11 protein-coding genes and 6 pseudogenes are annotated in these 16,238 nt (G+C 58.1%); 5 read left to right on the top strand and 12 right to left on the bottom strand.

Annotated elements, in window-relative coordinates; translation table 11 throughout:
- Positions 1 to 160: 160 nt before the first annotated feature.
- The 7 genes and pseudogenes from tynA to BZ163_RS11810 all read right to left on the bottom strand — a co-directional run bounded on the left by tynA (position 161) and on the right by BZ163_RS11810 (position 7,347).
- Positions 161 to 2,448 (bottom strand): annotated as a pseudogene (gene tynA, locus BZ163_RS11840) (primary-amine oxidase).
- 108 nt (positions 2,449 to 2,556) lie between these two features.
- The gene (locus BZ163_RS11835) at positions 2,557 to 3,078 is read right to left on the bottom strand and encodes a cytochrome C (protein ID WP_128871064.1); all 522 of its coding nucleotides are present in this window, start codon (positions 3,076 to 3,078) and stop codon (positions 2,557 to 2,559) included.
- A 101-nt stretch (positions 3,079 to 3,179) separates the two neighbouring features.
- Positions 3,180 to 3,701, bottom strand: coding sequence for a methylamine dehydrogenase light chain (locus BZ163_RS11830; RefSeq protein ID WP_128871062.1), 522 nt, complete (start codon positions 3,699 to 3,701; stop codon positions 3,180 to 3,182).
- A gap of 19 nt (positions 3,702 to 3,720) precedes the next feature.
- Positions 3,721 to 4,341: a methylamine dehydrogenase accessory protein MauD gene (gene mauD / locus BZ163_RS11825; protein WP_128871061.1), complete on the bottom strand. Its 621-nt coding sequence runs from the start codon at positions 4,339 to 4,341 to the stop codon at positions 3,721 to 3,723.
- Between the two features lie 3 nt (positions 4,342 to 4,344).
- Positions 4,345 to 4,884 (bottom strand): MauE/DoxX family redox-associated membrane protein, encoded by a 540-nt coding sequence (locus tag BZ163_RS11820; protein ID WP_128871060.1) that lies wholly within the window; start codon positions 4,882 to 4,884, stop codon positions 4,345 to 4,347.
- A gap of 12 nt (positions 4,885 to 4,896) precedes the next feature.
- Positions 4,897 to 6,045: an amine dehydrogenase large subunit gene (locus BZ163_RS11815; RefSeq protein WP_128871059.1), complete on the bottom strand. Its 1,149-nt coding sequence runs from the start codon at positions 6,043 to 6,045 to the stop codon at positions 4,897 to 4,899.
- Between the two features lie 168 nt (positions 6,046 to 6,213).
- A pseudogene (locus BZ163_RS11810) lies at positions 6,214 to 7,347 on the bottom strand (sensor histidine kinase).
- Here BZ163_RS11810 and BZ163_RS11805 point away from each other — a divergent pair.
- The 3 genes and pseudogenes from BZ163_RS11805 to BZ163_RS11795 form a co-directional block, all read left to right on the top strand.
- A pseudogene (locus tag BZ163_RS11805) lies at positions 7,316 to 7,916 on the top strand (hypothetical protein); the annotation flags it as partial. The pseudogenes BZ163_RS11810 and BZ163_RS11805 sit on opposite strands and share 32 nt — an antisense overlap.
- Positions 7,870 to 8,240 (top strand): annotated as a pseudogene (locus BZ163_RS11800) (hypothetical protein). The pseudogenes BZ163_RS11805 and BZ163_RS11800, both read left to right, overlap by 47 nt.
- A 3-nt stretch (positions 8,241 to 8,243) precedes the next feature.
- Entirely contained in the window at positions 8,244 to 8,507 is a 264-nt protein-coding gene (locus tag BZ163_RS11795) for a nuclear transport factor 2 family protein (protein WP_256578987.1), read from the top strand.
- A 140-nt stretch (positions 8,508 to 8,647) separates the two neighbouring features.
- On the opposite strand, the pseudogene BZ163_RS11790 reads toward BZ163_RS11795, so the two are convergent.
- Together BZ163_RS11790 and BZ163_RS11780 are read right to left on the bottom strand one after the other, a co-directional pair.
- Positions 8,648 to 9,094, bottom strand: a pseudogene (locus BZ163_RS11790) (phosphotransferase enzyme family protein); the annotation flags it as partial.
- A gap of 254 nt (positions 9,095 to 9,348) precedes the next feature.
- Positions 9,349 to 10,670, bottom strand: a pseudogene (locus tag BZ163_RS11780) (hypothetical protein).
- A 279-nt stretch (positions 10,671 to 10,949) separates the two neighbouring features.
- Here BZ163_RS11780 and BZ163_RS11775 point away from each other — a divergent pair.
- Positions 10,950 to 11,339, top strand: a complete 390-nt coding sequence (locus tag BZ163_RS11775; RefSeq protein WP_128871058.1) for a c-type cytochrome — start codon at positions 10,950 to 10,952, stop codon at positions 11,337 to 11,339.
- A 47-nt stretch (positions 11,340 to 11,386) separates the two neighbouring features.
- Complete coding sequence (locus BZ163_RS11770) at positions 11,387 to 12,877, top strand: aldehyde dehydrogenase family protein (protein ID WP_128871057.1); 1,491 nt, start codon at positions 11,387 to 11,389, stop codon at positions 12,875 to 12,877.
- A 120-nt stretch (positions 12,878 to 12,997) separates the two neighbouring features.
- Here BZ163_RS11770 and BZ163_RS11765 read toward each other — a convergent pair whose 3' ends face one another.
- The 3 genes from BZ163_RS11765 to BZ163_RS11755 all read right to left on the bottom strand — a co-directional run bounded on the left by BZ163_RS11765 (position 12,998) and on the right by BZ163_RS11755 (position 16,159).
- Positions 12,998 to 13,678 carry a cysteine hydrolase family protein gene (locus BZ163_RS11765; RefSeq protein WP_128871056.1) on the bottom strand — a complete coding sequence of 227 codons (681 nt, stop codon included), beginning with the start codon at positions 13,676 to 13,678 and terminating at the stop codon, positions 12,998 to 13,000.
- Positions 13,679 to 13,826: 148 nt separating this feature from the next.
- A complete protein-coding gene (locus tag BZ163_RS11760; protein ID WP_128871055.1) occupies positions 13,827 to 15,311 on the bottom strand; it encodes a cytosine permease in 1,485 nt (494 codons plus the stop codon).
- Between the two features lie 29 nt (positions 15,312 to 15,340).
- Positions 15,341 to 16,159, bottom strand: coding sequence for a hypothetical protein (locus BZ163_RS11755; protein WP_128871054.1), 819 nt, complete (start codon positions 16,157 to 16,159; stop codon positions 15,341 to 15,343).
- Positions 16,160 to 16,238: the final 79 nt, after the last annotated feature.

The following is a 16,238-nucleotide window of genomic DNA, read 5'->3' as shown; positions in this document are numbered from 1 at the left end:
CGATGAATTCCTTATCGGCGCTTCGGGTAGAAAGGGCGGGACGAGAAGTCTCCCACGGTCCGTACTGGTCAGAGTCGGAATCGAGCTTTTAGTCCCGCCCACCCCTTCAAGTCTAAACATACAAGCGAGCTTGCTCGCTCCCACAAGGTTCTGTGTGCGTTTACTTCGGGGCGTTGAGGTTCAGCGTCGGTGTCTCATCGAAGAAATTCCACGGCTTCAACAGCACATGCACCCACTCGGTCGGCATGATCGGCCATTCTTCGGCCCGAGCGATGTGAGTGGTGCCCGTGGTCAGCCAGGCCACATCGTCGGTGTTTTCGATGGACTGGTTATCGTGGGTGAACTGTCCCAGGCCTGAGTCTTTGTCCGAGCGATTCGGGTATTTACCTTCCGGGTATTTCTCGTCCGGGTTGTAGCGCGTCACCCACAGTTGTTTGTCCATGAAGCTCAGGCGGTGATAGAGCCATTCGTCCTTGCCGAAGTTGGCACCCTTGGCCACCGGGTGAGTACCGCCGGCATACGGAATCAGCTGATAGGAAACCGGGTTGCCGACTTTGTTTTCCTTGTTGAAATTGGTCATCAACCGGACGGTCGAAGGGTCGAATTTCTGCGTGGCTTGCTGTTCGGTGCTGACCACGTTGTGCTCGGTCTGCATCGTACTGGTCCGCGGTCCGCCACGGTCGTTCGCGACCACCACCGGGTTCACTTCAACCAGTGAGTTGTTTTCACCGTCCACATCCATATCCAGACGGAAGTTGTAGATATGCTGGTGGGTGGTGCCGACGATGTTGTGGTCCAGCAGGGTGCCGTAGCGGGTGTCTTCCTTGGCCGTGGCCTCATGCATGGTTTTGGATTTCACACCCTTGACCGCTTCGATACCGGTAGCGCCGGCATCGATGCCGATGGTCCCGCTCTGCTGGAAGACCCAGTCGAAGATGTAGTCGTAGTTGCCAACGGTGCTGATCCAGCGCACCACCAGCTCACGACGCTCGGTGCTGAGGTTAGGCTGGCCCATCTCCTGGTGTTTATATTCCGGGCCGGCGTAGCGCTCGAACACGGCCATTGCGCGCGGAATCGAGGTCGGTGCGCCGGTATAGTCCGCAATGGTGGCGTCCAGGAGCACGGCGTTTTCCGGGGCGTCTTTGCCGCGCGCGATCGGCGAGGTCAGCGTGCCCATGCCGTAATCGCCCGAGTCGAGGTAAGCCTTGAAGTACAGCCGACGTCCGGATCGCCGTAAGGCACGATCATGCCGCCCAGCGAGCCCTCGTACATGATTTTGCGTTTCTTGCCCTTGTCGTCATAAGTGACCGTCGACAGTATCGGGCCGACCCGAGAATCGAGGCGAACATGGAAGTCCCAGTTCTGCCAATGAATGCTGTTACCAGTAATGGTGTAGTTCTTTCCTTCCGGCTCAATGATCTCCAGCGGCTTGACCTGCGTGCCTTTGCGGCCACGCCCGTCATAGGGTGTCGGTTTCATCGGAACCGGAATGACGGCCTGATCGTCGATCTTGATCAGCTTCTGCTGCTCCAGATCGACAATCGCCACCAGTCCCTCGATCGGGTGCGCCCAGTAGTTGCCATCACCGATATTGAGGTAGCTGACGATTTTCAGGAGGCGTTTATCCTGCGCCAGACCGTCTTTGCCGTCGAAGTAACCGACGGTCAATGGCGTGGCCACGACTTTTTTGACATCCGTGATACCGCGCTTGGCCAGTGCTTGCGCGTATTCGGGGCTCGACTCTACAGCCGACTGCACGGTCGCGAAGTCGTCCAGCAAGACCATGCCGTGAGCGCCTTCGACGGGTTCCCAGGACTTGAGTGTCTTGCTGTCGAGATCGACCAGCGCCTCGATCACATGCTTGCCATCGAGCACCACAATATTGGCCTGGCGAGGCTGGGTTACGTTCTGGCCGGTATAGACGAAATTCCAGACCTGATCCTTGGGTGGCTCATTGACAGAAACTTCGGTGAAACGAAAGCCGGGCTTGTAGTTGGCGGAATTCTTGACGACATTCACCGCCGCCTTGATTTCGTCGGCGCTTAGCGGGTTGAGCGGGTTAGGGCGGGTCTCGACGACAAACGTCTTGTCCAGGCCGGACTGGAAGACCTGGTTGATGAAGTCCTTGGACATGAACGCCGTCTTGCCTTTGAACACCACCGGCACTGAAAACTCCATCCGTTTGCCGTTGAGCACGGCCACCTTGCTACCCGGTTTGACCTTGAGGTAGACACCGTCCTTGGCAATCACGAACAGGTCGGAATAGTCGTCCCATTTGACCGTGGCGCCGAAGTCCTCAAGGGTCGACTGCAATGGCACCATTTCAGCATGGCCGCCGTGGGCATGGGCACTGGACATCCAGCAAGGCAAGCCGAGGGTACCCAAGGTAATGGCCAGCGCGAGCCGGGCAAGCGGTTTTCTTTTAAGCAACGCAACGGAGGCGAACATTTCTGAGTTCCTTCAGGCGAGCTGAGGAGAGGCACACCTGCACTTTGCTACAACGGGTGAATAGTTTCTTTTTGATTCTTGCCAGAAACCTTTTGCTCTGTGCCGAAATCAGTAACTCATCCCGTCTTCAATCGCAATGCCTTGCGCGCGCATATCTTTTATCAATTCGGCGCGGGTGCCCGGGAGGTTGAGCATGGCTTTTTGGCGCAGCGCGGAGACTTCTTCGGCATTGTAAGGCTGGTAGTGCGCGGGGGTGCTTTTGCCAGCCATGCCGTCTTCACGCATTAACCAGTTGAGTAAGTCGGCCAACTGCGTGTTATTCAGCGCGGACTGTGACATACCGGGTACGCGAACGAGAAATTCGCGGCCGCCCGGTACTTTTAGAAAATTGCCGACAAACCCCTGTAGTCGAGGCGTGTCATTGGCGGGGGATCCCATACCATCACCCAGATGGCAACCGGCGCATTGCAGTTGGTAGTTCACGCCAACACTGTAGCCGGCCTCGGAAATGGGTTTCTGAAGTTCTTCGTTGCCCGGAGCATGACGCTGGGCCGGGTTGGGAATGGCTCTGGCGTAAACGAGCGGGGCGGTCATGACGCAGACAAGACCGAGCAATAGCAACCTACGCATGACAAACACCTTTTTCTTGTTGTCGGTAACAATGACAAAAAACAGCCCACAAACACAGAAAAAAACCGCCGATTGCGCGAGCAACCGACGGCAAATGCACGTTAAATCGCAACGCCGCGTATGATCGAAACGGTGCAGTGGTAGATGTGCGATTTAGCGGCCAGGCACCAGTTCACATCGTTGTTGTTGAACGGACGATAGGCTGGTTCTTCACTGTCGTTACGGGTGCACGCGCACTGGGCGCAGCTTTGCTTACCGCAGCAGTCGTTGTACGAAATGAAGTAGTCCTTGCCGTCGGCCGGGTTGCGGCAGGTGCCGATCCAGGTGACTTGCGACGCTTCCGTGCCCGGCGGGCAGGACGTGACCGAGCCCCCGCAGCAGCTGCACAAGAAGCCATCGATGGAGCAATAACGCCAGTAGTCGCAGCTGTTTGGATCACCCGGGTCGCCGGCTTTCGGGTTATCGGCGGCCAGGGCTTTGCTGGTGCGATCCAGCGGCAGCAGCAAGGGCAGCGCAGCGCCCGCGACCATCAAGGAACCCATGCGCGCGAGCAGTTTGCGTCGCGAGGTGGTGTCGGCGACACGGCGAGTCGAGCGCTCAAACAACAGATCCAGCAGTTTCATAAAAGTCTCCCTGCCTTAATCAGTGGCTATGGCCGTGGCTGTGGTCGTGCGTGTGAGGTTGGCTGTTCAGGTATTCCTGCAGCGTGGCGCTTTTCAGGTGCTCGACTTCGAACAGGCTGTCCAGGTGCTCGCGGGAATTGACCAGGCCTTTGGCGCGCAGGGTGCCAGCCTTGTCGATCAGCGCAGCGTAAGGCAGCTTGCCAATCTGATAGGTCATGCCCACTTGCGGGCCGACCACGTAAGTGGCGTCGTCCAGTTTGTGCTCGCGGATCAGCGCTTGCTGAGCGTCCATGTCGCCGTCGCTGATGAACACCACGTCGAGGCGACCGGCCTGTTCCTTGGCGATGGATTTAATGGCCGGCAGCAGGGATTTGCAGATCGGGCAGGTCGGCGAGAGGAAGAACAGCAGTTGAGATTTTTCACCGGCATAGCCGAAGTTCACCGGGCGACCGTGACGGTCGGTCGCGGTGACTTGCGGCGCGGGCTCGTTGACGGCCACGCCTTTGTCGACCATCAGCGCACCGGCCGGGGCTAGTCGGCCGTGCAGCACACCAATCTGCCGAACCAGGCCCATGACGACAAACGCCACGGCCAGCAGCAGCATCCAGAGCAGAACGTTGGAAACGATTAAGCCTTCCATTGATCACCTACCAATCAGTTTGAGCAGAAGAGGGGAGTTCGCCAGCAAGCCATCGGCTGCGGCGTAAATGAGCAGCGCGACGCTGCTTGCGGCGACGGTCACAAAGCCGTCGAAAACGTTCAGGTCGCGGACGATGGGCGAGACGCTGGCCAGCAACGCCAACCCCACCAGCACGCTGTTGCGCAGCAGCAGAATCGGGTGCAGTGGCTGCGCCTGATCCGGGCCGGCACAGCCGCAGTCGATATCCCGACGGCCGCGCCACAGGTTGATGCCAATGGCGGTGGCATACAGCGCGATCAGGCAGGCGGCGCTCCATGCAGCCCAGGAACGGCAGGCCGGAACCAGCAGCGCAAAGGCAATCACCAGCTCAAGCACTGGAATCAACCTGGCGCTCGGGCGCACCAGCGAATCGGGCAGTAGCCGGTAGTCAGCCAGTTGCTTGGCAAAACGCACCGGCGCCCGCACCTTGTGGGTCGCGGCACTGGCCAGCAACACGGCAATAGCGAGTGCGCTGGCAATGATGAAGATCGGATCTGTGTACATGGCCGAACCTCGTTAGTAGCTCAGAACCTGAGTCGCCGTTTTCGCGACTTTCGGCATGCTGCCGGTGAGCGTATTGGTCTTGAGGTCGAAGATCTGCAAGCCGCCTTCCACGTCGGTGCCGAGCAACAGCGGTTTGTCGTCGCCGGTCGCTTGCATGCTCCATACCGGAACCGGTGCTTGCAGGGTCGCCAGTTTCTTGTGGGTCTTGAGGTCAAAGGCCCAGATCAGCGGGCTTGGGTCTTCCCACTTCATGGGTTCGTGAGCGTCGTGCATCAGCACGTACAAACGGTCCAGCTTCGGCGCGACGGCCATCAGCTGCCAACCACCCGGAGCCCAGCCGGCTTTCTTTTCCTCGTCGGTGGTCAACGACCAGGACGGCAGGATTTTTGGCGCTTCACCGGCAAAATCCACCGGCCGCACGGTGCCCGTTGTGGTAGTGAAGTAATAGGTGTCGCCGACGTTCACGGCGCGTTCCACCAGTTTTTCCGCGTTCGGGTCGAAGAACGGCGTGCGGCTGCGCGAGGCTTCCTGGCCCTGGTCATTTAGAGTGACCACCTGCAAGCTGCCGTCGCCACACAGCGACGCGAAACGGCGGTTGCCGATCGGGTAGTTGAGCACGCAACCCGGAATCGCGATTTCGGTGGTGACTGCCTTGGCTTGGGTATCGACCACGGTCACCGAGGTCGAAGGGGTGAAGTTGTAGACGTAGACGAAGCGGTCATCGCCGCTCGGCTTCAGCGCGTAACGCTGGGTCAGGGATTCGGCGCGCTTGGTCGGAATCAACAGCTCCCAGGCCGGCGACAGGGTCGAGCTGTCCCAGGCGGTCAGCACATCGGTACGCGTACCGCGGGTACCACGGGAGTAGAAGATGTCGGCGCTGTAGATAGTCTTGCGATCATGGCTCAGCGTCGAGGGGGCGGCAAAGCCGGTCGGTACCATGCCGAGGACGCGTTTTTGGTCAGGGTCGACCACGGTGACACGGCCCGCCACGAAACTCTCGAATTCAACATCAATGATGAATGCTCGGTGTGCTTCAGCGGGAAACGCCAAGGTGGTCTGGCCGATCGTGTCAGCGGGCAGATCAGCGCTGGCATTGTTCAAACCGAGTACCAGCAGGCTGAGACTCAGCCCTGACTGTACGGTGATCCTGGTGGCTCGCATTAGGGGGAACTCCCTGAATTATTGTTCTCGCACATCGCGGGTGCAGTGGCAGATTTTTGCAGTTCGATTCTGCCTCGCCGGGAAAACCGGAGAATTGTTGTGGCTGCCAAGTGTTTGTGTGTCTGTGCCAGTCTGATGAAACTGGCTGCACACGCGGCGATTGCGGCGTCAGGCGGGGGTTGCGAGGGGAAGGGAGAAGGTAAAAACGGCACCGCAGGGCTCGAGGTTTTGCGCCCAGATATCGCCACGGTGACGGCCGATGTTGTTTTTGCACAGGGCCAGGCCGATGCCGTTACCGCTGACCTTGGAAGAGAAGAAGGCGTCGAAAAGCGTCTCTTGCGCCTCGGTTTGAATGCCGCGACCGCAGTCTTCGATGCTCACTAATGCGAACTCTTTGTCGGCGCTGGCATGGATGCGCAGCAGACGCCGTTCGACGGGCAGATCGCTCATCTCTTCAATCGCATTGAAGGCCAGGTTGAGGATGACCTGGCCGATCAACACTTTCTCGCAACTCACCAGCAGCGGTTCGGGGCTGGTGACAATGTCGACTTTGATCAAGCTTGGGTCGGCGCACAGGCTGATGAAGTAACGGGTTTCGCGCAGCAGCTCATTGAGGTCGATCAGCTCTTCGGATTGCTCCAGCTTGACCACGTAATCGCGCACGCTTTTGATGATCTGCGAGGCATGCTCGATTTGTCACACGGCGTTTTGCAAACCCCAGGCGACGCCTTGTTCAGTCGTTTCAACGTTGCCCAGGCGAATCACCGCGCCTTCGATGAAGTTGCGGGTGGCGGCCAGTGGCTGACTCAGTTCATGAGCGATTGCCACGGCCATTTCGCCCATCGCGTTGTAGCGTGCCAGGTATTCGAGCTTTTGCTCGCTGACGCGCCGTGCTTCTTCGGTGCGGACTTGCTCGGTGACGTCGCGGAACTGCACCATCAGCACATCGCGGCCATCCAGATGCACCAGGGTCGCGACCGCCTCGGACAGAATTTCCACCCCTTGTGTGGACCGATAACACCACTCGATGGCGCGCTGGCCAGTGCGCGCGACGCCCTCCAGCCAACGCAAACCTACCGAACGGCGGTACTTCGGCGCGTCGCGGGTCATGTCCGGAGCTTTCAGCGGAGTCAGTTCTTCCAGGGTAAAGCCGAGCGCCTTCAAGGCCGCGGCGTTGGCCCAGAGAATCTCCTTACTCTGTGCGTCGTGAAGAATGATGCACAACGGCATGGCTTCGATGAGGGTGTAAAAGTCGTTCGATTTTGGCAGATTCGACACCGGCTCCCACGTACCACGGGACATGATCGAGCGCTTCAAACAGGTGGGGATTTACCGTGCAGCGACACCGAAATGCTTTGGCGGTGACGCCTTGGTGCCGGCACGTTTTCTCCAAATGATTGAACGCATCTCCGAAGCCGACGGCTCTGCGGGCTGGGTCGCCAGCTTTGGCAGCGCCGGCGTGTATCTCGCCGCGCTGCCAAAAGAAACCCTCTCCGAAATCTACGCACAAAGCCCCGACCTGGTGTTTGCCGGTGGCCTGTTCCCGTTGCAACCCGCCGAAGCTGTAGAGGGCGGTTGGCAGGTCAATGGCACCTGGAAATTTGCCAGCGGCTGTAAAGGCGCTGACCTGCTGGGTGTCGGTATCGGCGCCGCCGGCGGCAAGCCACGCAGTCAGCCGGATGGCCGCCGGCAGTGGTATCACCGGCGCGCCGAAGATGGCCGACCGCGCCTATGTGCGCATCGAGATTGCCAAGGCCGAAGCGCAGCTCGCCGCCATTTCCTGGCTACATCTGAATCGTCATCACTTCTTCAAGGATCAATCCCATGTCGCAAGCCACCCAAGAACCCCTGCGCGTCGTCTTTTGCATCGGCATCACCCAGAACTTTTTCGACCTGCCGACCGGCGAAGGCCTGAGCGTGTGGAAAGGCTTCAGCCAGTTGATGGGCTCACTCGGCGCCATGCCGGGCATCACCGTGCTTGGCGCGATGGACGATGATCGCTTGATGGTCGGCCCATCCACGACCTCGCCATGGACCGTCTACATCATGGCCGACGTCGACTGCCATCAGTCGGTGATCGACGCCTGCAACCTGTCCCGCCCACGCCGGTGAACGAATACAGCCTGTGGCGCTACGCCAAGGTCGAAGCGCGCATCGGCCGTCCGCTGACCATCCCTGACGCAGCCAAGGTTTAAGCCATGAACGAGGCCTTGCAGCAGCTCTGGAGACGCTCGAAGGGGAGAGCCAGGTACGCCGTTCATTACCTCACCAGCGAGTCGATCGTGGTCGACGGCAGCACGGCGCAAGGGCAATGGATCATGCAGCAGATTTGCACCTACGCCGATCGGCGCAGCGAATTGTTCGGCACGCGGCTGAACATCGATTTCCGCTGTGTCGACGGTGTCTGGTTGATCGCGCATTTTCGTACGCAACGCTTGTTCAACACAGAGCTGGGTGCATGAGTACTTTTATCAGCGAGTTCTTACTGGGCGGCAGTTGAGCATGCCGGTGCGGCGTGCTGAAACCGCCTTGATTAAAAGCGTTTAGCGTAACTGTGGCGAGGGAGCTTGCTCCCTCGCCACACAAGCTCTGGCGTTTGCCGCTACTGTTGCAAATACTCCCGCGCCAACCGACACGCCCGATCAATCAACATCGGCGCCATCTCAATCGCCGTCGGCGTGCCTTTATGGGTATGAATCCAGCCCAGGTACGTCGTGCCACGCAGCAGCAGAAACAGCGCCAGCGTCTCTCGATCAGCCGCAGTCAGCGGTTTGATCGCTTCATAACCAGCAAACAGTGCCGTTTTGATGTGCTCATAACGCGGGTCGTCCAGCCAGAAGTACAGCGCGGTGGCGAGCTCAAACATGTGCCAACCGAACCCGGTATCGTCGAAGTCGATCAGGCGCAGGTTGGCACCTTCGATCAGCAAATTCTCGGGCACCAGGTCGGCGTGAATCATCCCAAAGTTGTCCAGATGCCGACCATATTGGCGCAGGTCGCGGAGTGCGCGGTGACCGGCCTGTTGCAACAGTTCACGTTGTTCTTCATTGAAGAATGGAGTGCCGCGCTTGCCGGTTTTCCCCAGCCACTGCGGGAACAAGCCATCGCGGGCCATGGCGAACAGCTGCCGGGAGGCCGCCTACACCAACGAGAAGAACGTAGCGATCGGCCCGAACACCGCGCCGCAGCCAATCACCTCGGCCAACCAGCCCGAGCAGGTCGGGCTTGTCGATCAGGGCCTGGTGAAGCTGTGTACTCAGCTCCTGCCGCAGTTGTTGGCGGGTCAGACTGCCCCGGTCTGGCTTAGAACGTGGTGGCAAACACCACTTGGCTGTAGAGGTTTTTATCGTTGTTGCCCAGCTGGGTGCCGCCATCTTCGGCGCTCTTGTCCGGTTGGTAGAGGCCGATCAGCGGCATCACGGTCAGGTGCTCGTGGACGTGCCATTCGGCATACAAGTCGACTTCGTGGCCATCGGTATTGCCCAGGCTGCGGTCGATGGTGTCGTAGTTGAAATACATCGCGCCCACCGTCAGGTTTTCCAGTGGCGAGACTTTCAGTGTGACGTTCTGGATGCGCGAGTTGGTGTTGAACGGGCCTGCGTAGTTACCGGCGACTTCACCCTGGAACCAGGTGCCGTATCCGCGGCTGAAACCGTAGAACAGGGTGTCGTAGCCTTCCGAGAACCGGCTGAAGCGATAGCTGACATACGGCGTCCAGGCGACGTCGGCAAAGGTCCAGCCGGCTTCCAGGTACCAGGCATCTTCGGTAGCGGTGTGGGGTTTGTCCTGCTTGGCGTATTCGCCGGAGAGGAACAGGTTTTTCACCCCGGCGTTGCCTGTCGCGCGCAGGCTGTAGGTCTTCATGCCGTCGCGCTCAAGTTGCGCAGGGGAGGCGTATTGCTCGTCGACATCGGTGCTGTCGATGTAGGTCAAACCGACTGTGCCGGCTTCAGCGACGTGTTCAAGCGTGCCGACGTACATTTCGGCCTTGGCCTGGGCGCGATTGTCTGATTTCAACCACATCAGGTCGCCGCGCCAGCCTTCCTTGCCACCCAGACGCAACACGGCGGTCTCGTCGAACGCTTTGCGCGCGGCCAGCCAGTAGGCGCCTCCACGGTTGAATTCTCCGTCGGCCAGGCCTTTGCCCAAGTTGAGCGCGTCGCCATTAATCAGGAAACCGTCACCGACCACAATGTTCTGGCGGCCGAAGGACAGGTCCACACCGTCTTCACCGAGCACGTCAAAGAGCTTGCCCGAGCGCCAGCCGAGGTAGGCGTCTTCGAACTTGGTGGTGCGTTCCGAACCGTCGCTGAAGCCCGCGGCATCGCCGTCGCCCCAGGTGCCGGAACTGAGCAGGTTCGCCGCGCCATACGCGGTGCCCACACCGGCGAGGCCTTTGTCGAAGCTCAGGCCATATTTGATGTAGCCCTCGCGCCTCGACGACGAGCTTGGTCGAGGCGGCCGGACAGCGCGTAGTTTTCCTGGCTGTGGAAAATGCCGAATACCGCTTCCAGTGTAGCGTTCAGGTGACTGTCGTCATCGGCATGGATTTCGTAGGCGCCAGCCTGGCCGGCACTGATCATCAGCGCGAGAGTCGAGAGACGAAGCAAGGGGAACTTGAGCATGTGTGGCATCCGTTCTTGTTCTTGAGCGCAGGTTTGCGGTCTTTTTCGATACTACGGCCCGGAACTTTTTCGCCCTTTTGTGTGGTTGCCAAAGAGTTGGCTGTGCTTGCCAGATTGGCCCGTTTGGCAGCCCCACCAACACAACTGGCACGCAGGACAAAACCTGCGTGCCTACGACCATCGACAATCCGTACCAACCCCCACCGATGCGGCGCTGTGTCGGTACTTTCAGTGTTGGCGCTCGTCTGACGAGCGCGCGGATTCCAAGGTCGTTATCTTATGTTCACCTCCCTGCGATTACCCCTCATGGGTCTGCTCTCATTCACCCTGACGCACGCCGCGCTGGCGGCTGAGTGCACACCCGACCAAGGCCATGGCGCCCAGGTCTTCGCCAATGAATGCGGTGTTTGTCATTCGGTGAACAAGGGGGTGGTGGGGATGATGGGACCTAACCTGGCGGGTGTGGTCGGGCGTAAATCCGGTTCGCTGGAAGGCTTCAACTACTCCCAGGCCATGCGCAACAAAGACATCAATTGGCAAGCTGAAAACATCGCGCAACTCATCGCTCAACCCCAGGCCTTTGTGCCGGGGACCTATATGCCCTACATGGGGCTGGCCTCTGCAGACGATCGCCAGGCGGTCGTGTGTTTCCTCAAAGAACAACAGTAATCAGCCGGTTTACTGGCTGAACAGCACGTCTGAACGAAAGGTGAATTATGAGCAACGTTGAAATTCTGCCGCAGGTGGCTGCATTCCTCGACCGCCGTCATGGCTGTTTTATCGATGGTCAGTGGGTTTTTACTGAAGGGCAAAGCATTGCCGTGGTCAACCCTGCCACCGGGCAAACACTCTGCGAAACACTGGATGCGCCGCTGGAAGTGGTCGAGCGCGCGGTGCAGTCATCCCATGCCGCCTTCAAGTCCGGCGTTTGGTCCGGTTTACGTCCGGCGGACCGCGAACGCATTCTGCTGAACTTCACCCGCCTGGTTGAGGAAAATGCGGAAGAATTGGCCCAGTTGGAAACCTTGAGCCAGGGCAAGTCGATCAATATGGCGCGTGCGCTTGATCTGAACGCCACGGTGGAGTTCATGCGCTACATGTCCGGTTGGGCCACCAAGATCGAAGGGCAGACCTTTGATGTGTCGATCCCGCTGCCACCAGGTGCGAAGTTCACCGCCTTCACCAAGCGTGAGCCGGTGGGTGTAGTGGCCGGGATTGTGCCGTGGAATTTTCCGCTGCTGATCGCCACCTGGAAGCTGATGCCGGCGCTGGCCACCGGTTGCACGGTGATCATCAAACCGGCGATGGAAACCCCGTTGACCGCCATGCGTCTGGCTGAACTGGCGATTGAGGCGGGCATTCCTGCGGGCGTATTCAACGTCGTGACCGGTGGCGGCGCCTCGGTAGGCGGCGCGCTGACGGCGCACCCGCTGGTGAGCAAGGTGTCCTTCACCGGCTCCACCGCTGTGGGCAAAAGTGTCGGCGTTGCATGCATGGAAAACATGACGCGTTTTGCCCTGGAGCTGGGTGGCAAGAACCCGATGATCGTTCTCGAAGATGCCAACATCGAAAAAGCCATTCAGGGCGCGATCCTCGGTGGCCTGCTGAACAACGGCCAGGTCTGCGCAGCGGCCTCGCGCTTCTATGTGCATCGTTCGATCTACGACAAGTTTGTCGAAGGTCTCGCCGCGGCGGTATCGGCCATGCCGATCGGTGCGGGCATGAACTGCAACGCAGCGATCAACCCGCTGGTGTCGCGCAAGCAACAACAAAGCGTGCTCAAGCACATCGAACTGGCTCGCCGGGAAGGTGCGCGCGTGGTCACGGGTGGCGAGTTGCTGGAAGGCGAGGGCTTCTATGTGCAGCCGACCATTCTGGCCGACATCGACCACAGCATGGCGGTGGCCCGTGAGGAGGTGTTTGGTCCGGTGCTGGGCGTGATGCCGTTTGATGATGAAGACGCGGTGATTGCCTTGGCCAACGACAATCGTTACGGCCTGGCCGCCAGTCTGTGGACCAACGACTTGAGCAAAGCCATGAACATGTTGCCGCGTATCGAAGCGGGCACCGTTTGGGTCAACGCTCACGTACTGCTCGACCCTGCGATGCCGTTTGGTGGCGTTAAACAATCCGGTATGGGCCGTGAGTTCGGTCGCGCGGTCATTGAGGCTTACACCGAGCTGAAATCGGTGTGCATCGCGCACTGAGATTTCAATGGGTCAGGCGCCAGATGCGAGTCTCGTTTCCCGCTCCAAGCACTCACAAAAAAGCACTCAATAGAGTGGCTTTTTTGTGTGCGTTATATTTACAAGTATATCTATTGTCACTCAGTCACCCTGAATGAGTGTCAGCGCCTGTTCTGTCGTCCTGATATCGGCAAACCACGCCGCTAAAGCGTTTACCGTCGAATTATGTTCGGCATCGCTTAATGCGGCATTGGCGTCAGCGATGAAAATAACCTTGAAGCCCAATTGCTGGGCATCTCGAGCCGTCGCGCCACAGCAGCAGTCCGACAGTGTTCCTGAGATAAAAAGGGTGTCGATCCCTCGTCTCTTGAGTGTCTCCAGCGCGTCCGAAGCCCCCGGAGTGAAAGCGCTGAATCTTGACTTGTCCAAGACCAGATCGTCCGGCCCGATATCCAGCTGAGGGATCAATGCGTGGCCGTGTGAGCCATGCTGGAAAGTCTGAACCTCGGATTGTGCAAATTCCGCGTTCTGAAAGTCCTGAAAATAGACAGGCCAGTCGTCAGCCGACGTCGTGGTAAACCTGAAGAAAACACTCAGCCCTCCCGCGTGTCGTAAAGCGACACTCAAGGCATTGATATTTTCAACGATGCCTCGGGCTGCCGGAACCTCCAGGAGCGCGCCTTCCTCGACAAAGCCATTTTGCATATCAATGACGAGCAGCGCTGTTCGATAAGTTTCTATGCGGGTGAAGGCAAACTCCCGCCCCCCTTTCAGTGCTTGATATCGGGCGCGGATGACGGGATCGATAATAGTCGTATGCATGGTTGAATCCTGATCTGTTGACGCTTGTTCAGAAACGTTGAAGTGGCCAGGCTTTTTTGCTGCCTCAAGGGGTGAGGCTCAAAAAAACCTGGCCGAATCGACCCTCAGACCTTTCCTCGTCCTGGAACGCGATCTGTTTCCTCGAGGTTCAACCGTTAGCCTCGTGTGAGGCGGGTAGGTCAGCAAATCCGGAAGTCTTTTTCAGTGTTCCTTTGGTGGCGCTGATGCGAGGGTCGGCAGGGTCGGCGAAATACGTCCTCCCTTTGGTCGCCACCGCCAGGCCGACGTGGACAGCGAAGGCTACAACGAAGCCAATATAGGCCGAAAGACCATTGATTACCGGGTCACTGACACTCAGCCAGATGTAAGACGCGGTAATTGTCCCGCTGAGCAGTCCAGTGATGCCAACAGGATTGTAGCGACGGATCTTCGTGGTGCGGTATTCAATCGGTCCCGTGACAATCTTCAGCAGGCCGCGGACCACGGTGATATCCGCGACAACACAGGCAGCCCAGGACAGCAAAAATATGCCCGTCCATTGCAGGAAAACATAGAGGTTGCCCAATACGTTGAACCACATGAGCGCAATGCAAGCCACCGTCACCGCCAGAATCCAGAAGCGACGCCCCAGTTTGGGCGCCCCGACAATCTCAGAGCCTGAGGCAAAAGCGACTGAACTTACATGGATGTTGGTCAGGTTCACGCGTATCTGTGATACCCAGGCGAGCACAACACCCGGCACTAATCCCAGTAACCCGATAAAGTAAATTGAAGGGTCTGCGCTTCCGGTGATCAGGGTAAAATACATCCCCAGCGGAATCGCCCCGAAAAATAACAAGGCATAGGGTAGAACCACGCTCAACAGCGCTTTACGCTTGAACTCGTTTGCCCGTATGAATCGATTGTAATCAGCCGCCTCGAATGGGTTTATTCCGACTGTCCCCGCCATCGCCGCGAGCACCGCGACGACCCCGGTTACGCCGCCAACCGCGCCGGCTGGCATGGCAGTGAAAATATCGGAAGGCATTCCATTGTTGCGCTGCCAGGCGACCACTATCGCCCAGGCCAGGAGGGCGATATATAGAACAATCGTCCAGCTCAAGATCTTTGTCATGGAGCTTATTCCATTCCAGGCCATTGGAAGGAATATCAGCGCCACCACGACGTACCAGACTTTATCTGGCAGGTCCCAGATCTGGTCAATTGAGTGGGCTAGGATTTGTCCCTCGGTCGCCGCATAGATCACAAAGGTGCCGGCATAGATGAGCGTGGTCAGTACCGATCCGGCCGCACCGAATCCTGCGCCCCGAGTCAATAACTCGCCGGTCAAGCCTTCTTTCGCCGCCGTATGTGAAACGATGAGTGTCAGGATGATCAGCATGCAAAACGAAATGGCCAGAGCAATCCAGGTTGAGGCCGCGCCGCTTTTATTAAGGAACAGGCCGCCAATCAAGACGAAGAAGAATGCGGTGACGAAGCCGACCAGAACACTCAGCACGGCGCCGGCACTCCGCTTGGCGTGGTCGGGCACTCGGGTGCGTGCGTAATCTTCATGATGGTCTTGAGCCGAGACTTCCGAACTCTGATCCGTGCGGGATTTTACAGTAGCGTCGATGTTTGAAGAGTTTGACATTTAATGGCCTCCACTTGAATTCGGGTTAATCAAAAGTGGTACTCTGTAATTAGCATGGGGGTGTTCCCTCGCGAGCCGCCTGTGTCGTCCAGCGCTTCGTCACACCCATACATGTTTCGCCAATGTTCATAGGCCAAACCCGCTTTCAGTCCGGTCTTGCCTATATCGAACAAATAGCTTACCCGCAGAAGAACTTCAGTCTTGGTATCATTATTGAAGCCATCTTTTCCTTTTGGTCCGGTCACGTTCAGGAAGCCTCCGAAATTGCCCGGACCTGCCGGAATGCTCCACACGCTGCCAAGCGACCAAGTCGTGTCATAGTTTACGTCGCGTCCGACAATACCATTATGGTTGGACTCTTTGTAGGCGGAGAACGACAGGTCCCATAAACCTTTCTCGATCGGTAGTGGGAAATTCAGGCCAAGACGATATTTTCTGGGGCGTGGAGCGAATGCTGTATTTTTTGAACCCAGATCTACTCTAAATAGCAGCGATGCCTTATTGAATACATCGTAGGATTTTGGATCCCAACCAAATACCGATAACGGAATCGTTCGTTGGTAGAGTCCATAGACTTCCTGGGCGCCATCATGGCTATTGGCGGCGGGGTCGCCACTGTCGGACTCGAGGACGTCGACGGTAAAGAAGTTGACCCCATATGCATCGCCATCCACATGGGTAAAGTTGTAGATGGTTTTGGTAATGCCGCGCCCGACACCCGCCTCCGAATAATGGGTTCCGTACCGAACACCGATCGAACTGTCGCTCCAGTCAGCCGAGTTCGCATGGCTTGCGGTAAAAAGTGCACAACTTATAACTGCCCAACTCGTCAATAGATTTTTTTTCATTATTGTTATCTCGATTGGAAAGCCAAACCAGCTCTACGCCGAATGGTTAACGTTCATTCCGGCCGCGTAGGCCATCAAG

This window comes from Pseudomonas sp. VI4.1, from assembly GCF_002029345.1.
GTDB lineage: Bacteria > Pseudomonadota > Gammaproteobacteria > Pseudomonadales > Pseudomonadaceae > Aquipseudomonas.
This window is presented reverse-complemented; position numbering and strand designations above follow the sequence as displayed.